Consider the following 19,754-nt stretch of genomic DNA (forward strand, 5'->3'; position numbering starts at 1 on the left):
GTCGTGGGTGAATTGGGGGTAGCGGGACGATAACCTGCGGCACCGGGAATTTTTGTGATTTGGACCACAGTAGACCGAACGCCATGATCACGATTAGGCAACACCGGGAGCACGAACAACCGCAGGAACGACTAATGACGTCTTTTCCACGCCCTCAACCCCTGCTGTCATATCCGCAGGCCGCGTTACGATCCCGGCCAACCTCGGGTCCACGGCGGGAGGCAAGTCGTGCAAGGCGTACGGATAGGCAAGGTTCTCCGCCAGTCGCGGGCGGTCGTGCTGATCGAACTGGCGGTGCTGGCGGTGCTCGCCGTCGGGGCAACGGTGCTGTTCCTGATGCCGGACGACACATCGGAGCCGGCGGCGACCGCCAGCCCGACGCAGGCCATCGAGTTGCCCGGCCTGCCCGACTCCACCGCGCCGGTGGTGATGCCCGGCCGTCCCGGCGAAGAGGCCCGGACGGCGCCGGCGAACGAGGTGCCGGCCCTGCCGCGCCAGCCACACAACAACGCGGACATCCGCTTCGTCACCATGATGATCCCGCACCACGAGCAGGCGCTGGTGATGGCCCGACTGGTCCCCGACCGAGGCGAGAACGAGCAGCTCAAGCGCATCGCGGCACGCATGCTGGCGGCTCAGGAGCCCGAGATCAAGTTCATGGAGACCTGGCTGGCCGAGCGCGGCCTGGACCGCAGCTCCGGCGGCGACCACCAGCACACGATGTCCGGCATGCAGTCGGCGGAGGCGCTGAACCGTCTCACCGCCGCTCGCGGCGCCGAGTTCGACCGGATGTTCGTCGCCATGATGACCGAACACCACGAGGGTGCGATCAAGATGGCCAACGAGGCGCTCGTGCTCGGCAGCGAACCCCTCATCAACGAGATGGCCAGCAGCGTGGTGGTGGAGCAGAACGTCGAGATCAACCGGATGCGCCAGGTGCTGGCCAGCGAAGACTGACCTACGGGTACGGGCGACGTCGACCAGCCACTGCCCTTCGTCGGGGCCAGCGGGGCTTGTCGGAACGACGGCGTGCAATGTCGGGGGTGGCCGATAGCGTGCGGGCTGAAACCGACGAAAGGGACCCGCCATGACCGAGCCGCCGTTACCGGCCGAGCGCGCCGACCTGCTGGAAGCGCTGCAACTGCAGCGCTTCTTCCTGCGCAACACCACCCGTGATCTCACCGACGAACAGGTCGGCCAGCGCAGCACGGTCAGTGAGCTGTGCCTCGGCGGGCTGATCAAACACGTCGCCGACACCGAGCAGACCTGGACGAGCTTCATCAAGCTCGGTCCGACGGCGATGCCGAGCGCCACCGACCCGGCCACCTTCGAACGGCGAGCGCAGACGTTCCAGATGCTGCCCGGTGAGACACTGGCCGGCATCCTCGCGGCCTACGACACGGTCGCCACGCACACCGACGACCTGATCCGCACCCTGCCCGATCTGGACGCCAGCCAACCCCTGGCCGAGGCACCGTGGTTCGAGTCCGGTGTCCGCTGGTCGGCGCGCCGGGTGCTGCTGCACCTCATCGCCGAGACGTCCCAGCACGCCGGCCACGCCGACATCATCCGCGAGGCCATCGACGGCGCCAAGAGCATGGGCTGACGGCTGGAGCACCGGCGCATCTCAGTCCTTTCAGTACGCCAGGCGACAGGCCGGGGAGCAGTCAGCTGGCATACTCGGCCGGGCCAGGTCGGGCCGAAGATGGTGGTGGAGTGCAGTTCCGGGTGCTGGGGCCGCCGGAGGTGGTCCGGGACGGGCGGGTGGTGCCGCTCGGTGGGCCCAAGCAGCGGGCGCTGCTGGTGCTGTTCCTGCTTCGGCCGAACCGGTTCGTCGCCGCCGACTGGCTGGTCGACGCGCTGTGGGACGGTCGACCGCCGCCCAGTGCGGACATCACGCTGCGTACGTACGTGGCGGGGCTGCGCCGGGCCGTGGAGCCGCACCGCTCCCCCCGCGAGGCGGCCCGCGTCCTGCGGAGCCGGTCGAAGGGCTACGAGCTTCGAGTCGACCCCGACAGCATCGACGCGACCCGGTTCCGGCACCTGGTGGACCGGGCGGCGGAGCGCCTGAGCGCCGGTGAGCCGGCGGCCGCCGAACGCGACTACCACGACGCGTTACGCCTCTGGCGGGGCGAGCCGATGACCGGAGCGGCCGAGTTGGCCGCGGTGCGTCCCGAGGCGGCGCGGCTGGCCGAGCTGCGACTCATCGCCGAGGAGGGACGGTTCACCGCGGCCGTCGCCGCCGGCAGGCACGCGGCTGTCCTCGCCGAGCTGCGTCAGTTCGTGGCGGCCCATCCGGTCCGCGAGACCGCCCGCGCCCAGTTGATGCTGGCGCTGTACCGGGCCGGCCGGCAGACCGAGGCGCTGGCCGCGTACGACGAGGGCCGCCGGGTCCTGGTCGACGAGTACGGAATCGATCCCGGCGTACACCTGCGCGAGCTGCACACGCTGATCCTGGAACAGGCGGTCGCGCCCGCCGCCGCACCCCTGTCGGCGCAGGTGAGCACCGGTTCGCTCGCCACAGCGACGCAGGGCATAACCCGTGCGCCGGGCGTGCCGGCGCAGGTGGGGACCGGTTCGCGTCTCGTGCCGGTGGGGTCGGGTGACCCGGCGGAAGCGCTGGTGGGTCGGGGTGCGGAGCGGGCCCGGCTGGTGGCGGCGCTGGCCGGGGCGACCCGCGAGCACGGCCGCAGCGCCATCGTGGTCGGCGAACCGGGGATCGGCAAGACCAGCCTGGCCGCGACGGTCAGCGCCGTCGCCCGGGCCGACGGCGTCGCGGTGGTGTGGGGACACTGTCCCGACCTCGGGCAGGCGCCGCCGTTCTGGCTGTGGCGGCAGGTGGTGCGCGGCCTCGTGGCCATGCCACAGGTCGGGGCCAGCGGAACGGTGCGCGGGCTCGACGGGTTCGCCGCCGGGCCGACCCACGACGCGACCGGCGAGGTCAGCCCCGATCCGGCGGCCCGGTTCCAGGCGTACGAGGCGGTGGCGGAGCTGGTCCGCGCGGCGGCCGAGCCGGCCGGGCTGCTCATCGTCCTGGACGATCTGCACGCCGCCGACCCGGACTCGTTGCTGCTGCTGCGCTTCCTCACCACCGCGCTGCCCGGCACCCGCGCCCTGGTGCTGGCCACCCTGCGGCCGTACGAACACGATGCGGCGTTGGTGGCCACGGTGGCGGAACTGGCCCGCGGCCCCGGCTTCGGTCGACTGCGGCTGACCGGGTTGACCACCGACGCGGTGGCCGACCTGGTGCGGCGACGCACCGGCGCGCCACCGGCCGGGCCGGCGCTGGCCCGGTTGGTCACCCGCACCGGCGGCAACCCGTTCTTCATCACCGAACTGCTGCGTGCCCGCGCCGATCCGGCCGGCACGGACCTGCCGCCGAGCATCCGGGACACCGTCCGGTTGCGCCTCGGTGGGCTGCCTGCGGCGGCCCGCGACTGCCTGGCCCTGCTCGCGGTGGCCGGTGACGATCTGGACGCCACCACGATGGCCGAGGTTCTCGACCTGTCGGCGGAGGCCGTCGCCGAGGCGCTGAGCGCGGCCTACACCGCCGAGTTGGTCACCGAGGCCGAGCCGGGCGGGGTGCGGTTCCGTCATCCGCTGTTCGCGGAGGTCGCCTACGCCGAGTTGCCGCCGCCTCGGCGGGCCACTCTGCACGCCCGGCTGGCCGGTGTTCACGAACGGTCCGGGGTGGTCGGCCCGGCCGAGTTGGCGCGCCACTACGGGCAGGCCGCCGGACTCGGTCACGAGGCGGACCACCTGCGGTGGTCGCTGGCGGCGGCCGACGACGCCACCCGACGGTTCGCCTACGAGGACGCGCTGGGCCACCTGGACCGGGCGGCACACCGGTTGGCCCGGGCCGTCGGCTCCGCCACGGCGGCCCGCACCGAACTCGACGTGCAACTGCATCGGGCGGCGTTGCTGCAGATGACGGTGGGCGTCGGCGCCGACGCCGTCGACCAGGTCTGCGCCCGGGCCCGCGAGCTGCTCACCCTGGTCGGGCCGGACACCGACGTACGACCGGCGTTGTGGGCGCTGGGCGAGTTGGCCGCCAACCAGGCCGACTACGCCGGCTGCACCGAGCTGGCCGAGCGACTCTGCCGAGCCGGCACCGCCAGCGCCACCCAACCCCAACCCCACACCCACACCAGCACCAGCACCGGCACCGGCACCGGCACCGGCACCGGCACCGGCACCGACGAGTTGACCGTGGCGGCCGGTGAGTACCTGCTCGGGGTGGTCGGCTACTTCACCGGCCGGCTCGCCGTGGCCGACCAGCGGCTCACCGCCGCGATCGACCGGCTCGGGGCGGTGGACTCGCGGCTGCTGGGCCGGCAGGTGGGTCGCCTGCCGGTGCTGGCCGCCCACAACTTCCGGGCCCTGGTCAGATCATTGCGCGGTGACCCGGTGGCGGCCCGACGCGACATCCGGGACGCCGAACTGCTCGCCGAGCGGCTGGACGACCCGTACGGTCGGGCCAACGCCGCCCTGTTCGCGGCCTGGACGGGCGTTCAGGAACGGGACGTGCCGATGGTGCGGGCCGCCGCCGCCCGATGTCAGGAGATCGGCGCGGCCAACGGCATGCCGCACTTCGTGGCCACCGGTGGGTTCTTCCGGGAGTGGGCTGCCGCCCGAGGTGGTGCCCCGGACCGGCTGGCGGCGATGCGCGCCGCGGTGGAGGGCATCTACCGTCCCGGGCTGCGCGCCACCCGCACCGTCACCTTCACCGCGATGGCCGAGGCGTACCTGGCCGCGGGTGACCGGGACACCGCGGCGGCGTTGGCGCAGGAGGGCCTGGCCGTGGTGGACCGGCTCGGTGAGACGGTGTTCGCCGCCGAACTGCACCGCATCCGCGGCGTCGCCCGCGACGACCCGGCCGCGCTGGCGGCCGGTGCCCGCCTCGCCGAGGAACAGGGCGCCGAACTGCTGCTGGCCCGGTTCCCACCGCAGCTCGACGGCCGGTCGAGCTGACCTCCACAACATCTCCACGCGTCTTCCACACCCGGCTGCTGTGCTGAGCACCGTCAGATCCGGCCCGGACACACCGGGCAACGGTGTGGGAGGAACAGTCATGAAGCCCGCTCAGCCAGCACCGCAGCCGGCAGCGACCGAGGTCGATGTCGTGGTCATCGGATGCGGTCCGGTCGGCGCGTTGACCGCGAATCTGCTCGGCCTGCGCGGGGTGCGCACACTTGTGGTGGAGCGCAGCACGACGCCGCACGGTCAACCCCGGGCGTTCTCCTGCGACGACGAGGCGTTGCGGATCTACCAGCAGGTGGGCCTGCTCGACCAGATCGGCGCGGACCTGCACCAGCCGGCCCGGGCCGACTACGTCAACGCCGCCGGGAAGACCTTCGCCACCATCGACTTCTCACAGGTGGACTTCGGGTTCGGGCACGCGCCGCTGAACTTCTTCGACCAGCCGCGCCTGGAGCACGTCCTGCGGGGCGGGCTCGACCGGTACGACCACGTCGAGCTGCGGCTGGGCACCGAACTGGTGAGCCTCTACCAGGACGACGACCGGGTGCACCTGGTGCTGCGCGACGTGGCCACCGGGCAGTCGTACCCGGTGCAGGCCCGGTACGTGCTGGGTTGCGACGGTGCCCGCAGCACCACCCGCGCGGCCGTACGCATCCCGCTGGCCGGGGCGAGTTACGCCGAACCGTGGCTGGCCGTCTCCGGTGACGTGCCGGCGGAGGCGATCCGTGCGCCGCACACCACGTTCGTCTGCGACTGGCGGCGGCCGGCGTTCGTCTCCCCCGGTGCCCGGGGCAGCTACCGGGCCGAGTTCATGCTCCAGCCGGACGAGACCGAGGCCGACATGACCCGTCCGGAGCGGATCGCCGAACTTGTCGCGCCGTACGTCGATCCGGCCCGGTTCACCGTCACTCGGGCGGTGATCTACACCTTCCACCATCTGATCGCGCAGCGGTGGCGGGAGGGGCGGGTGTTCCTGCTGGGCGATGCCGCCCACCAGATGCCCCCGTTCCTCGGGCAGGGCCTGTGCAGCGGGCTACGCGACGCGGCGAACCTGACCTGGAAGCTCGCCCTGGTGCTCGGCCGCGACGCCGACCCCGCGCTGTTGGACACCTACGAGGCCGAACGGCGTGGGCATACCGCGGCGATGGCGGACACCAGCGTCCGGCTCGGACGGGTGTTCCTGGCCCGTAGCCGCCCCGCCGCCTGGCTGCGGGACACCGCGCTGCGGGCGGTGCAGGCCGTGCCCCGGGTCCGCCGGTTCGTGCGGCGTTTCGAGTTCAAACCCCTGCCGGCGTACGACCGGGGCCTGTTCGCCGGTGGGCGGCGCCACGGTGCGGTGGGCACGATGTTCCCGCAGCCCCGGGTCACCGTGGCCGGGTCGACCGACCCGGTCCTGCTGGACGAGGTGCTCGGTGCCGGATTCGCCCTGCTGGGCACGGCGGTGCCGGCTGGCGGGTCCGGCTGGCCGGGGGTGCCGGTGCGCACCGTCGTGGTGCATCCGGCAGGCAGCACGGGACCGGCCCCGGCCTGCGCCGAGCCCGATGACGCGCAGGTGCACGTCGTCGACGTCGACGGCGTGATCGTCTCGTGGCTGCGTCGGCACCGGTGTGACGCGGTGGTGCTGCGGCCGGACCGGTTCGTCTACGCCCTCGGGTCCGCAGCGGACGACGCGATGCTGCCGTCCCTGGCGGCGGCGCTCGGTACGCCCGACACCGTCACTGTGGCGCGGTCGACCTGATCGGTCAGCGGGCGCAGCGTCCGAGGTCGACCAAACGGCCGGGACATCACCGTCCCTTTCCGACTTTCCGCCGGTCAGCGGGGTGAGCGGGGTGCCGCCGGCAGGGTGACCAGGTCTAGCATGTGGATCATCAAACCGTGACCCCCTGGTTGACATCGGCCAACAGCCGAGTGAAGGGAAACCACACGTGCGTCGAACCCCCCATCTAGCCCTGGTGGGCGTGGGTGTGACCGGTGCCCTGGTGCTCAGCGCCAGCCCGGTCGCCGCGAAACCCGCGCCCGCCTCCACCACCCCCGGCATCGTGGTCAGCGACGGCATGACCCAACCGGTCTTCTCGCTCGCCGACGCGATCGAGGAGCGGGTGTACGTCGAGACTCCGGTGGACACCGACGGCGACGGCCGTCGTGACCGGGTCGCCATCGACATCTCCCGTCCTCGGGAGACCGCCACCGAAGGCTTCAAGGTTCCGGTCATCTTCGAGCACAGCCCTTACCGCAAGGGCACCTGGGGCAGCGTGCCCTACCACAGCGTGCTGGTGGACGACCTGCCGCAGAACGGCCTGACCCGCCGGGCCGCGTCGCTGTCCGCCGAGGACGAGACGCAGGGCGCGGTGACCAAGCCCAACCTGCCCGGCCAGCTGGACGACTACTACGTGCCGCGCGGGTACGCGGTGGTGCTCGGCCAGAGCGTCGGCACCGGCGACTCGGACGGCTGCCCGACCAGCGGTGACCAGGCCGAGACGCTGGGCACCAAGGCGGTCATCGACTGGCTCAACGGCCGGGCCAAGGGATATGACGCCAACGGCGCACCGGTCAAGGCCGACTGGAGCACCGGCGCGGTCGGCATGACCGGCGCCTCCTACAACGGCACCCTGCCCAACCAGGTCGCCACCACCGGGGTCAAGGGCCTCAAGACGATCGTGCCGGTCGCCGCGATCAGCAGCTGGTACGACTACTACCGGGCCAACGGTCTGGTCGTCGCGCCCGGCGGCTACCAGGGCGAGGACGCCGACATCCTGGCCAAGTACACCGCCGGTCGGGCCCGCGCCGAGGGCCACTGCGCCGACGAGATGGCCGAGCTGACCGAGAAGCAGGACCGGATCACCGGCGACTACTCGAAGTTCTGGGCCGACCGCGACTACCTGGACGCCAAGAAGGTCAAGGCCAGCGTCTTCGTGGTGCACGGCCTCAACGACTGGAACGTGCGCACCGAGCAGTTCGCCGGCTGGTGGGACGAGCTGGCCAAGCACAAGGTGCCGCGCAAGCTCTGGCTGCACCAGGGTGGGCACAGCGCGCCGGGCAACACCGCCGCGGTGACCCTGCCCGACGGTCGGACCTGGACGTACAAGCAGACCGAGAACCGCTGGTTCGACTTCTGGCTGTGGAACGTGCCCAACGGCATCATGGACGAACCCAACACCGTGGTGCAGCGCGAGAACCGGGTCAACACCACGTACGCCAACTGGCCGGACCCGGCCACTCGTGAGGTCAAGCTGGCGTTCGGTGCGACCGACGCGACGAGCCCGGGCTCGCTGATCGCCGGCAAGCGTCCCAAGGACGCCACCGTCGAGCAGAGCTTCGTCGACAACGGCCGGACCCTGTCGCCGAACGCGCTGGTCGCCGCGCCGGACGTGGCCAACCCGAACCGGCTGGCCTACCTCACCCCGGAGCTGACCCAGGACGTCCGGATCTCCGGGCGCGCGGAGATGCGGCTGCGGATGGCGATCGAGAACAAGCCGGACGCCAACCTGACCGCGTACCTGGTCAACTACGGACCGGCCGGCTCGACCGTCGCGCCGACCGTGGTGACCCGCGGCTGGCTCGACCCGCAGAACCGCAAGGACGCGGCGCGCAGCGAGCCGCTGAAGCAGGGCAAGCTGTACGACCTGAAGTGGACCCTGGAGCCGAAGGACTACGTCTTCCCGGCGGGTCACCGCATCGGCGTGGTGGTCTTCTCCACCGACCAGGCGCACACCCTGCTGCCCCTGGGTGGCACCGAGTTGCGGGTCGCGCCCAAGCACAGCGAGTTGCGCCTGCCGGTGGTCGGCGGCAAGAAGGCCCTCGCCTTCTGAGCCGTTAGCCCCGACCCGGGCGATCCACGGGCCCGCCGCCGGTACGCCGGTGGCGGGCCCGCTCGCTGCCCCGACCAGCACCAGTTGCCCTCACCTTGCTATTGCCAATTGTTTGCAACAAGGTAGGGTTCCGGCATGAACGCTGAGCCACGTACCTCGCAGGACTCCGGCCGACGCCCGGTGACCACCACGGGTCCGACCGTGCAACGGTCCCTGGTGCTGCACTCCGAACTGCATCGCCGCCCCCAGGAGATGCTGCGCGCGATGCTGGCGCAGGTGGACGCCGACACCCCACCTCACGGGCCGGACGGGCCGGTGGCCATCCTGGAGCGGCGGATCGCCGCGCTGCTCGGCAAGGAGGAGGCGCTGTTCTTCCCGTCCGGGACGATGGCGCAACAGGTAGCCCTGCGCATCCACGCCGACCGCCGGGGACGCCGGGCGTTCGCCGCCCACCCGCAGACCCACCTGGAGGTCTGGGAACATCGGGGATACGCCGTCGTACACGGGTTGCACTGCCATCCGGCCGGCGACCGGCACCGACTGATGGACCGCGACGACCTGGTCGCCGTCGGCGAACCGCTCGCGGCGGTGGTCTGGGAGCTTCCGCAGCGTGACATCGGCGGCCAACTGCCGCAGTGGGACGACCTGGTCGCCCAGACCACGGCGGTACGCGACCGCGGCGCGGCGACCCATCTGGACGGTGCCCGACTCTGGGAGGCCCAGACGTACTACGCGCGGCCGTTCGCCGAGATCGCCGCGCTGTTCGACACCGCGTACGTCTCGCTCTACAAGGGTCTTCAGGGCACCGGTGGTGCGGTGCTCGCCGGGCCGGCCGACGTTATGGCCGAAGCCCGGATCTGGCGGCGGCGGCTCGGTGGCGACGTCTACGACGCCTGGCCGCTCGCGCTGGCCGCCCTGCACGGCCTGGACACCCGCCTGCCCCGCCTGCCGGCCTACCGCGACCACGCGCTGGCGATCGCCGCGGCCATCACGGCCGAGGGGGTGGCCCGGGTGGTGCCGGATCCGCCGCAGACGCCGCTGTTCCACATCCACCTGCCCGTCGGGCCGGCCGCCGCCGAGCGGGCCGCCGCGGCCCTGCTCGCCGAGACCGGCGTCGAGATGCTCCGCCGGACCTGGTCGGCGCCGGACCCGCACCGGTGCGCGTTCGAGGTGACCGTCGGGGAGAACGCCATGGCATTCACTCCCGAGGAGGTCGTCGACCTGCTGCACCGACTGCTCGAGCACGCTGCCTGACGGTCGTCAGGTGCGGAGGGTCCGCAGGATGCGGGTCAGTTCGGCCCGGTCGGCGTCGTCGAGGTGGCCGAAGAAGCGGTCCGCGGCGGCCCGGCGGGCCGCGCGGATCTCGGTGCCGACCCGGCGGCCCTCCTCGGTGAGCGCGACCAGGGTGGCTCGCCGGTCGGCCGGGTCGGGCCGACGCGTGACGAACCCGCGTTCCTGAAGGTCGTCGATGACCTCGGTGGCCGAGCGGGGCGCGATGCGCAGATGCTCGGCGATCGTGCCGGGGCGGGCCTCGCCGAGGCGCGCCAGCACGCCGAGCGCGCGGGACTGGCTGGGGGTGACAGCCCAGGGTTCGAGGGCCTCGCGGGTCTGCCGGCGCAGCCGGGCCGCCACCGCCCTGAAGGTCTCCGCCAGGCTCTCGTCGTCGACGCCGCCGCTGGTGGGCTCGATCACCGGAATACCGTAACACCAGATACGGTTGCACCCTCATAGAGAGGTAACCTCAGCATCTGATCCCCGACGAGAGGCGGTTCCCTTGGAACCCTCCCCCAGCGGCCGCGACCGCGGCCATCGCACCCTCAGCGCCGAGGAGAAGGCGCAGGCCCGCCAGGTGTCACTGCGCCGCATCGGCCGACTCTTCACCCCCCACCGGCCCGCGCTGGCCGTCGTCACCGCGATCATCGTGGTCTCCTCGATCATCGCGATGGCCACCCCGTTCCTGCTGCGTACGGTGATCGACCGCGCCCTGCCCGAAGGCGACACGTCCCTGCTGGTCTGGCTGGTCCTCGGCATGGTCGCGGTGGCCGCCGTCACCGCCGTGCTCGGCGTGGTGCAGACCTGGATCTCCACCCGGGTCGGTCAACAGGTCATGCACCGGCTGCGCACCGACGTCTTCGCACACCTCCAGCGGCAGTCGCTGGGCTTCTTCACCCGCACCCGCACCGGAGAGGTGCAGTCCCGGATCACCAACGACATCGGTGGGATGCAGTCGGTGGTCACCTCCACCGCCACCGCCGTGGCATCCAACCTCACCACCGTGGTCGCCACCGCGGTCGCCATGGTGGCGCTGTCCTGGCAGCTCTCCCTGGTCTCACTTGTCGTACTGCCACCGGCGATCTGGCTGACCCGCCGGGTCGCCCGGATGCGCCGGGAGATCACCGCCCGACGCCAACGCGAACTCGCCGACCTCAACGTCACAGTCGAGGAGGGGCTGTCGATCAGCGGGGTGCAGCTGGCCAAGACCCTCGGCACCGGGCCCGCCCTGACCGACCGGTTCACCGCCTCCTCCCAGCGGCTTGTCGACCTGGAGTTGCGCAGCGAACTGGCCGGCCGGTGGCGGATGGCCACGATGAGCATCACCTTCGCCGCCGTACCCGCCGTCATCTACCTCGCCGCCGGCCTGCCCGGCACCGCCGGCACGCTGAGCATCGGCACCCTGGTCGCCTTCACCGCCCTGCAGGGCGGCCTGTTCCGGCCGCTGACCGGGCTGCTCAACGTGGGCGTCTCGCTGGCCGCGTCGCTGGCGCTGTTCGCCCGGATCTTCGAGTACCTGGACCTGCCGGTCGACATCGACGACCCCGCCGACCCGGTACGCCTCGATCCCGCCCGGGTACGCGGGCACGTGCGCTTCGAGGACGTCACCTTCACCTACCCGGGCAACGACACCGCCGCGCTGGCCGGGATCAACCTCGACGTACCGGCCGGCGCCCACCTCGCGGTGGTCGGTGAGACCGGCTCCGGCAAGAGCACCCTCGCCGCGCTGGTCAGCCGGCTGTACGACCCGACCGCCGGCCGGGTCACCATCGACGGCGTGGACCTGCGCGACCTGCGCCTGGCCGACCTGGCCGCGATCGTCGGCGTGGTCAGCCAGGAGACGTACCTGCTGCACAGCACCGTCCGGGAGAACCTGCGCTACGCCCGGCCGGACGCCACGGACGCCGAGATCGAGCAGGCCGCCCGCGCAGCCCAGATCCACGACCTGATCGCCGGCCTTCCCGACGGGTACGACACCATGGTCGGCTCGCGCGGCCACCGGTTCTCCGGCGGCGAGAAACAGCGCCTGGCCATCGCCCGGACGCTGCTGCGTGACCCGCGGATCCTGGTCCTCGACGAGGCCACCAGCGCCCTGGACACCGAGACCGAACGGGCCGTGCAACGGGCCTTCGACGCGCTCGCCGAGGGGCGTACCACGATCACCATCGCCCACCGGCTCTCCACCGTCCGCGACGCCGACCAGATCGTGGTGCTCGACCACGGGCGGGTCGTCGAGGCCGGCGACCACCACAGCCTGAGCAGCCGCAACGGCCGCTACGCCAGTCTGGCCGCCTGAGGCCGGGCTCGACGCGACACAGCGGTCCGACCGGCAGGACGGCACCTTCAGGGGTGCCGCGACGGCCGCCGGGCTGGGATGATCGACCCGATGGCGGGATCACTCTTCGCGACCAGCGACCTGCATGTCGGGTACGCGGAAAATCGACAGATCGTCGACCGGATCGAGCCGGAGTCCACCGACGACTGGCTGGTCGTCGCCGGTGACGTCGGTGAGCGCTTCGACGACATCGAACGCACGTTGCGCCTGCTGCGCGGCCGGTTCGCCCAGGTGATCTGGGCACCCGGCAACCATGAGCTGTGGACGCACGCGTCGGATCCGGTGCGGCTGCGCGGCGAGCACCGCTACCGGGAGCTGGTCCGGATGTGCCGGGACATCGACGTGCTCACCCCGGAGGACGACTACGCCGTCTGGCGGGGACCGGGCGGGCCGGTGACGATCGCCCCGCTGTTCCTGCTCTACGACTACACGTTCCGGCCGCCGGGCGCGGACACCAGGGAGGAGGCACTGCGCCAGGCGTACGACAAGGGTGTGGTCTGCGTCGACGAGATGGTGCTGCACCCGGACCCCTACCCGGACCGGGAATCCTGGTGCCACGCCCGGGTGGCGCTGTCCGAACGTCGCCTCACGGCGACGGATCCGGCGATGCCGACGCTGCTGATCAACCACTGGCCGCTGGTGCGCCAGCCCACCGAGGTGCTGTGGTACCCGGAGTTCGCGCAGTGGTGCGGGACGGTCCTCACCGCCGACTGGCACGTACGGTTCCGGGCCGCCGCGGTGGTCTACGGTCACCTGCACATCCCCCGGACGACCTACTACGACGGCGTACGGTTCGAGGAGGTCTCGCTCGGCTACCCACGGGAGTGGAGCCGCCGGGGCCCGACCCCGAACCCGCTACGCCGGATCTTCGGAACCCCCTCGTGATCGGCGCGCCGCTGCCGACGCCCGCAGATCAGTAACCGATCGTGCGGTGCAGCCGCAGGAACGTCTCGGTGAAGCCGAGCCTCGGCCAGGTGCGCGAGGACAGCAGGTTTGTCACCCGCCAGTCGGTGACGACGCAGTCGAAGCCACTGTCTACGGCCCAGTCGACGACGGCGGTGCCGAGCGCCCGCCCGGCACCGGCCCCACGGGCGGGCGGGAAGACCGCGGCGTAGCCGAGGAAGCCGGCGTTGTCCGGGCGGGCCGGGCCGAGGTGGCTGCTCGACTTCTCCAGCGCACACCCGATCGCGGAGCCGATCACCGTGCCGTCGCGGACGGCGACGAAGGTCGCGTACTCCGGCTTGTCGATGTCGTCGGCCCAGTCGGCGAGGCTCTCCTCGACGGTGCCGATCCGGCCGGCCGAGAAGGTCGGGGAAAGGCCCTGGTGCGTCGGTAGTTCCAGGTCGAGCCGGGCGAGGTCCGGGATGTCGGCCCGGGTGGCCCGGCGTACCGTCAGGTCTTGCGCCAAGGGCTTCGTGGCCAGCTTCGTCGCCGGCCGGACGGCGTGCGCGTGCTGCTGGCCGAAGCCGAGCCGGAACCAGGCACGGACCAGTTCCTGGTCGTCAGCCGGCACCACGACGTAGTGCGCGGTGCGGCCCTCGTCGACCCAGCGGGTCGCGGCCGCCGCGTACAGGTCGCGCATCGTCTCGGCGTCGGTGGCCGCCTGGCCGGCCGCTTCCACCCAGATGTTCGGCCCCCACAGCGGCGAGGTCTTCGGCGCACCGAGCACGAACCCGACAGGTACGCCGGCCCGGATCGCGACCGCTCCGGAGGCGTCCGGCGCCTTGAACGCGGCGGTCACCTCGGCGACGGCGGTCTCGGGTGTCTCGAAGCGGGGCGAGAGCAACGGCTGGGTGAGACGGTGCCGGCGGTGCCGCTGCGCCAGCAGCGCGCCGCACGCCGTCAGGTCGCCGGCCTCGAACGGCCGGATCTCCACCGGGGACATGGGCGGCACGCTAACGCGCAACCCGCACGCCTGGCATCCGATTTTCACGCCCGAGCCTCCTGGGCCGGGCACCGAGGGCGTTCCCCGAACCCGCCTCCCTACCTAACGGTCGGTAGGCTGGCGACATGACAACCGATCCGATCGTGCACGCCGTCGAGCTCACCAAGATCTACGAAAACCGCCGGGCGCTCGACGGCCTCGCGCTTCGTGTGCAGCCGGGCAGCCGGTTCGTCGTGCTCGGGCACAACGGCGCGGGCAAGTCGACGCTGCTGGAGATCATCGCGACGCTGCGGGTGCCGACCTCCGGCTCGGTACGCGTCGGCGGCTTCGACACGGTGCGCCAGCCGCGAGAGGCGGGGCGCCTGATCGGCCTCGCACCCCAGTCGAACGCCCTGGACCCGCTGGCCACACCGACGGAGGTGCTCGACTTCCAGGCGGTGGCCCTGGGCCTGGGGCGTCGCCAGCGCACCCGCCGCACCCGCGACCTGCTCGACCTGTTCGGCCTGGGCGAGCACCGCGCGTCCCGGGTGGCCACCCTGTCCGGGGGCACCCGCCGCAAGCTGGACCTGGCCGTGGCACTGGTCGCCGAGCCGACGTTGGTGATCCTGGACGAGCCGACCACCGGCCTCGACCCGCTCGCCCGCATCGACTTCTGGGCCGAACTGACCCGGCTCAACTCCGACGGCACTACCCTGCTCATCTCGACCCAGGACCTGCACGAGGCGGACGTCCTCGCCACCGACATCGCGGTGCTGCGCGAGGGCCGGGTCGTCGCCCAGGGCACCCCGGCCACCCTCAAGCAACGCGTGGGTACGCGCACGCTGACCCTCGACCTGTCCACCGACGCCGCCTCGACGGCCCTCGTCTCGTCCTCCCGCGTCGGCTTCCTCGCCGACGACGACCACGCCAACCGGGTACGCCTCGGCATCTCCGACGACCCGGCGGCGCTGCGCGACGCGCTCGCCGAGATCAGAGGCGTGGCCGGCGAGATCACCGGACTCCACCTCTCCGAGCCCTCGCTCGACGACGTGTTCGTCGCGCTGGCCGCCCGCTGACACCCGCCCCTACCCGAAAGGCTCTCCGATGACCCTCCCGTTGGCTGTCGCCGCACCTCGGCGTACCCCGACTCCCGTCGTCCTCGCGGCCGTGCGGCGGTCCACCCGGGCCGTGCTCCGCTCACCCGCGCTGCTCGTCGCACCCGTCGCGCAGAGCCTGTTCTTCCTGCTCGTCTACGCCGGACAACTCAGCACCGTCGGCAGTTCCTACCTGCCCGGAACCGGCTTCATCGCGTTCCTGCTCCCGCTGATCCTGCTCACCGGGGTCGCCACCGGCGCGGGTGCCGCCGGCACGCTCGTGCTGCGCGACATCACCAGCGGATACCTCGACCGCCTCCGACTCGCCCACGGCAGCACGACCCCGTTCCTCGTCGGCCCGGTCGTCGCCGCGCTCGTCGCGGTCGTCGTACAGATGGTGATCACGGTCGTCGGCGCCACGGTGATCGGCTACCGGCCGCAGAGCTGGCCCGGGGTGTTCGCGATGCTGCTGCTGATGGTGGCGCTGGGGCTCGGTGTCGCGCTGCTGAGCACCGCGCTGGCGATCCGGTCGGCCTCGGCGTCCACCACCGGACTGGTCCCGCTCGCCGTGTTCGGGCTGTCCTTCTTCACAGGTGTCTTCGCTCCGGTGGACGAACTCGCGACCTGGATGCGGTTGATCGCCACGGTCAACCCGCTGACCTATATCGTCGAAACCGCCCGTCAACTCGGCAGCGGCGACGCGCTCACCGCTGCCCCGGTCGGCGTCACGGCAGTCGCCATCCTCGCTGTTGCCGGGATCGCCGCCTGTGCCCTGGCCCTGCGCAACGCGAGGAAGAAGCGATGAGTCCGCACACCGACACCCGCGCCCAGATCATGGACGCCTTCGCCGAGCAACTCGCCGCGACCGGCTACCAGGGCATCTCGTTGGCGCAGGTGGGGCGTACCGCCGGCATCCAGAAACCCTCCATCTACCACCACTTTCCGGGTGGCAAGGAGGATCTCTACATCGCGGTCGCCGAGCGCTACATCCGCGACGTCGGTGAGCGGCTCGCCGCCGCGCTCGTCGACCACCGTGACGTCGAGGAGCGGCTGGGCACGCTCGCTGCGGTGGTGGCCGGGCAGAAGGGTGAGTCGATCACCTTCGAGCAACGCATCTACGACACGCTGCACCTGGTCTCCGACGAAACGCGTGACCACGTACGGGCCTGCTACGTGAATCTGGTGCTGGACCCGGTCACCGCGTTCTTCACCTCGGCGCGCGACCAGGGGGTCGTCGCCGGTGAGCCGGCCTTCCTGATGAACGCGTTCCTGCATCTGGCCCGCGCCGCGGATCTCACCGACGACACCGGCCCGACCAGGATCGTCGCCCTCTTCCTCGACGGCGCACGCCCACGGTGACCCGGCGGGGCGTCGGGTAGGTCGGATCGAGGCGTGCCCGGCATGCGGATCCGCACGCTGGGCACGCCTCGGCTCAGCGGAAGGCGGAGTGGCCGGTGAGCACCTGACCGATGATCAGCTGGTGGACCTCGGAGGTGCCCTCGTAGGTCAGCACGGACTCCAGGTTCGCGGCGTGCCGGATGACCGGATAGTCGAGGGTGATGCCGGCCGCGCCGAGGATGGTGCGGCATTCCCGGGCGATGGCGATGGCCTCCCGGACGCTGTTGAGCTTGCCGAGGCTGACCTGCCGGTGGTCCAGGGTGCCGGCGTCCTTCGCCGCGCCGAGATGCATCGCCAGCAGCATCCCCTTGCCCAGTTCCAGGCTCATGTCGGCGAGCTTGAGCTGGGTGGCCTGGTACGCGGCGAGCGGCCGGTCGAAGATCTGCCGGCTGCGGGCGTACTCGACGGTGGTCCGCAGACAGTCGTGGGCCGCGCCGAGCGCCCCGAAGACGATGCCGAAGCGGGCCTCGTTGAGGCAGGACAACGGCCCGGACAGGCCCGCCGCCGCCGGCAGCACGGCGTCGGCGGGCAGCCGCACGTCGTCGAGGACGAGTTCGGAGGTGACCGAGGCGCGCAGCGACTGCTTGCGGGTGATCTCGGCGGTGCTGAAGCCGGGGGTGCCGGCGGGCACCAGGAACCCCCGTACCCCCTCGTCGGTGCGGGCCCAGACCACCGCGACGTCCGCGATCGACCCGTTGGTGATCCACATCTTGGTGCCGGTCAGCACCCAGTCGCTGCCGTCGCGGCGGGCCCGGGTGCGCATGCCGGACGGGTCCGAGCCGAAGTCCGCCTCGGTCAGCCCGAAGCAGCCGATCGCCGTGCCGGCGGCCATCCGGGGCAGCCACTGCTGCTTCTGCTCCTCCGAACCGAACCGCCAGATCGCGTACATGGCCAGCGAGCCCTGCACCGAGACCAGGGAGCGCAGGCCCGAGTCACCGGCCTCCAACTCGAAGCAGGCCAGCCCGTACGCGGTGGCGGAGGTGCCGGCGCAGCCGTACCCCTGCAGGTGCATCCCGAGTACGCCGAGTTCACCCAGCTCGACGGCCAACTCCCGGGCCGGCAGCTGACCGTCGTCGTACCAGGTCGCGATCTGCGGCCGGATCCGCCGGTCGACGAACTCGCGCACGGCAGCCTGCAACTGCCGGGTGTCGTCGTCGATCAGCGAGTCGATCCCGAAGTAGTCGAGGGTGGACGCGGGAACGGTCAAGGTCACGGTCGGCTTCCTTTTCGGCGTGGTCAGAGTCAGTCGAGGATGCCCTCGTGCAGGGCGCGCAGCACCGCGTTCGTCCGGTCCCGGGCGCCGAGCTTGGTCAGGATCATGGAGACATGGTTCTTGACCGTACCCTCGGCCAGGAAGAGCGCACCGGCGATCTCCCGGTTGCTGTAACCGTGCGCGACCAGCCGCAGCACCTCCCGCTCACGCTCGGTGAGGCTCTGCACGGTGGGCGCGTCCGGGCCGGCCGGTGAGGGGCCCGAACGGATCGCCCGCAGCATCCGGTCGGTGATCGACGGGGCGATGAGCGTGCCACCGTCGGCGAGTGTGTGGATCGCCCGGGTCAGCTGCTCCAGCGTCACGTCCTTGAGCAGGTAGCCGCGCGCCCCCGCGCGGAGGGCACCGAGCACCAGCGCGTCGTCGTCGAACGTGGTCAACACCAGCACCGGGATGTCGATGTCGGCGGCCTTGAGCTGTTCGATGGTCCAGATGCCGTCGAAGCGGGGCATCCGCAGGTCCAGCAGGATCACGTCGGGCATGGTCTGTGCGATCACCGGCAGCGCGGCCCGGCCGTCGGCGGCCTCACCGACGACGTCGACCTGGGCGACCTCCAGCAGCCCACGGATGCCCTGCCGGACGAGGGTCTGGTCGTCCACGACCACCACCCGGATCATGGCGTGGGCACCCGTGCGGTCACCCGGAAGCCCGCCGAGCCGTCGATGACCACCTCGCCGCCGAGCGCCTCGAAGCGTTCCCGCAACCCTCGCAGCCCGTTGCCGAACGTCGGCCTACGCGCGCCGCGTCCGTCGTCGTGCGCGTCGAGCACCGCGGCACCGTCGTCACCGGTGACCGAGATCCGCAGCCGCTGCGCCTCGGCGTGCCGGATGGTGTTGGTGATGATCTCCTGTGCCGCGCGGACGAACGCCGCCGCGCGCTCCTCGTCCACCTGTACGTCGGCCGACACGTCGATCGACACGTCGAGGCCGGGCAGGTCACGCGCCATCCGCCGGAGCGCCTGACCGAGATCGACGGTCTCCGTACGCAACTGTCCGACCGTGGCCCGGACGTCGCCGAGCAGGTCCCGGGCGACACGGTCGGCCCGCTCCACGTGCTCCCGCGCCGCAGCACCGTCGCGGTGCCGGGCGGTCTCCAGCTCCAGGGTCAACACGGTCAACTGGTGGCCGATCAGGTCGTGCAGCTCCCGGGAGATCCGCAGACGTTCCTCGGTCCGCGCCGATTCCTCCAGGCGCAGACCGGCGGCCTTCAACTCGACGTGTGCGGCGGCCAGCTCACGACGCATCCGCTGTTCGCGCAGCAGGGTCATCGAGCTGAGCAGCGAGGCCAGCTGGATGAGCAGGTAGAAGCCGACGACCAGGGTCAGCTCCGCCGGCGTACGGGTGGTCGGCACCGCGACGAGGATGATCACCGCCGTGTTGAGGCCGACCACGGTCAGCCCGACGGACAGCGGAACCACGTAGACGCTCACCGCGGCGGTGAGGACCAGCAGCACGGGCAGCAACCCCAGGTGTCGCGCGGTGAGCACCAACGTCCAGGCGGCGACGACGGCCACCCCGTACGCCACGTACCGCGACCGGCCCTGCTCGGGCGCGGCCGTCGCGGTGAGCAGCGCCGCCAGCAGCAGGACGAACAGGGCGAGCCACCAGCCCCGCCCGATCATCAGCTCGGCCGCGCCGAACAGGCCGGGGGCGGCAACGGCCACCGCCACCACGAGCATCGCCAGACCGGACCACTCCTCGGTGCCGACACGTCGCATGTCCCCACCCTAGGT

Annotated in this window: 16 protein-coding genes; 11 read left to right on the forward strand and 5 right to left on the reverse strand. The window is 71.8% G+C overall.

The features are described from left to right. Positions 1–228 precede the first annotated feature (228 nt). From C1A38_RS04115 to C1A38_RS04140, 6 genes are all read left to right on the forward strand, one after another. Complete coding sequence (locus C1A38_RS04115; protein ID WP_146017423.1) at positions 229–957, forward strand: DUF305 domain-containing protein; 729 nt, start codon at positions 229–231, stop codon at positions 955–957. A gap of 130 nt (positions 958–1,087) precedes the next feature. Further along, entirely contained in the window at positions 1,088–1,606 is a 519-nt protein-coding gene (locus C1A38_RS04120) for a DinB family protein (RefSeq protein WP_102656481.1), read from the forward strand. Between the two features lie 110 nt (positions 1,607–1,716). Then, the gene (locus tag C1A38_RS04125) at positions 1,717–4,971 is read left to right on the forward strand and encodes an ATP-binding protein (protein WP_102656482.1); all 3,255 of its coding nucleotides are present in this window, start codon (positions 1,717–1,719) and stop codon (positions 4,969–4,971) included. A 100-nt stretch (positions 4,972–5,071) separates the two neighbouring features. Continuing rightward, a complete protein-coding gene (gene mhpA / locus C1A38_RS04130; RefSeq protein ID WP_102656483.1) occupies positions 5,072–6,718 on the forward strand; it encodes a bifunctional 3-(3-hydroxy-phenyl)propionate/3-hydroxycinnamic acid hydroxylase MhpA in 1,647 nt (548 codons plus the stop codon). A gap of 187 nt (positions 6,719–6,905) precedes the next feature. Beyond that, positions 6,906–8,789, forward strand: a complete 1,884-nt coding sequence (locus C1A38_RS04135) for a Xaa-Pro dipeptidyl-peptidase (RefSeq protein WP_233196606.1) — start codon at positions 6,906–6,908, stop codon at positions 8,787–8,789. Positions 8,790–8,924: 135 nt separating this feature from the next. Continuing rightward, the gene (locus C1A38_RS04140) at positions 8,925–10,043 is read left to right on the forward strand and encodes a threonine aldolase family protein (RefSeq protein WP_102656484.1); all 1,119 of its coding nucleotides are present in this window, start codon (positions 8,925–8,927) and stop codon (positions 10,041–10,043) included. Positions 10,044–10,049: 6 nt separating this feature from the next. Here the strand turns inward: C1A38_RS04140 and C1A38_RS04145 are convergent, their stop codons facing one another. Further along, positions 10,050–10,481: a MarR family winged helix-turn-helix transcriptional regulator gene (locus C1A38_RS04145; protein ID WP_102656485.1), complete on the reverse strand. Its 432-nt coding sequence runs from the start codon at positions 10,479–10,481 to the stop codon at positions 10,050–10,052. Positions 10,482–10,563: 82 nt separating this feature from the next. Here C1A38_RS04145 and C1A38_RS04150 point away from each other — a divergent pair, with 82 nt between their 5' ends. Then, the gene (locus C1A38_RS04150) at positions 10,564–12,357 is read left to right on the forward strand and encodes an ABC transporter ATP-binding protein (protein WP_102656486.1); all 1,794 of its coding nucleotides are present in this window, start codon (positions 10,564–10,566) and stop codon (positions 12,355–12,357) included. Between the two features lie 90 nt (positions 12,358–12,447). Continuing rightward, positions 12,448–13,281 carry a metallophosphoesterase gene (locus tag C1A38_RS04155; protein ID WP_102656521.1) on the forward strand — a complete coding sequence of 278 codons (834 nt, stop codon included), beginning with the start codon at positions 12,448–12,450 and terminating at the stop codon, positions 13,279–13,281. 28 nt (positions 13,282–13,309) lie between these two features. On the opposite strand, the gene C1A38_RS04160 is transcribed toward C1A38_RS04155, so the two are convergent. Further along, positions 13,310–14,281: a GNAT family N-acetyltransferase gene (locus C1A38_RS04160; protein ID WP_233196607.1), complete on the reverse strand. Its 972-nt coding sequence runs from the start codon at positions 14,279–14,281 to the stop codon at positions 13,310–13,312. A 125-nt stretch (positions 14,282–14,406) separates the two neighbouring features. Between C1A38_RS04160 and C1A38_RS04165 the strand changes: the two genes are divergently transcribed. From C1A38_RS04165 to C1A38_RS04175, 3 genes are read left to right on the forward strand one after another with little or no spacing between them, the layout of a single operon-like run. Further along, complete coding sequence (locus C1A38_RS04165) at positions 14,407–15,336, forward strand: ABC transporter ATP-binding protein (RefSeq protein ID WP_102656487.1); 930 nt, start codon at positions 14,407–14,409, stop codon at positions 15,334–15,336. Positions 15,337–15,364: 28 nt separating this feature from the next. Continuing rightward, positions 15,365–16,159: an ABC transporter permease gene (locus C1A38_RS04170; protein WP_102656488.1), complete on the forward strand. Its 795-nt coding sequence runs from the start codon at positions 15,365–15,367 to the stop codon at positions 16,157–16,159. After that, complete coding sequence (locus C1A38_RS04175) at positions 16,156–16,713, forward strand: TetR/AcrR family transcriptional regulator (RefSeq protein WP_102656489.1); 558 nt, start codon at positions 16,156–16,158, stop codon at positions 16,711–16,713. Before C1A38_RS04170 ends, C1A38_RS04175 begins: the two co-directional genes overlap by 4 nt. Before the next feature lie 73 nt (positions 16,714–16,786). Here C1A38_RS04175 and C1A38_RS04180 read toward each other — a convergent pair whose 3' ends face one another. From C1A38_RS04180 to C1A38_RS04190, 3 genes are all read right to left on the reverse strand, one after another. Next, positions 16,787–17,923, reverse strand: coding sequence for an acyl-CoA dehydrogenase family protein (locus C1A38_RS04180; protein WP_502696915.1), 1,137 nt, complete (start codon positions 17,921–17,923; stop codon positions 16,787–16,789). 71 nt (positions 17,924–17,994) lie between these two features. After that, complete coding sequence (locus tag C1A38_RS04185; RefSeq protein WP_102656491.1) at positions 17,995–18,639, reverse strand: response regulator; 645 nt, start codon at positions 18,637–18,639, stop codon at positions 17,995–17,997. Further along, positions 18,636–19,739, reverse strand: coding sequence for a sensor histidine kinase (locus C1A38_RS04190; RefSeq protein ID WP_102656492.1), 1,104 nt, complete (start codon positions 19,737–19,739; stop codon positions 18,636–18,638). The genes C1A38_RS04185 and C1A38_RS04190 overlap by 4 nt, the downstream gene beginning before the upstream one ends. Positions 19,740–19,754 lie beyond the last annotated feature (15 nt).

It is taken from the genome of Verrucosispora sp. ts21 (genome assembly GCF_002879555.1).
Taxonomy (GTDB): domain Bacteria; phylum Actinomycetota; class Actinomycetes; order Mycobacteriales; family Micromonosporaceae; genus Micromonospora; species Micromonospora gifhornensis.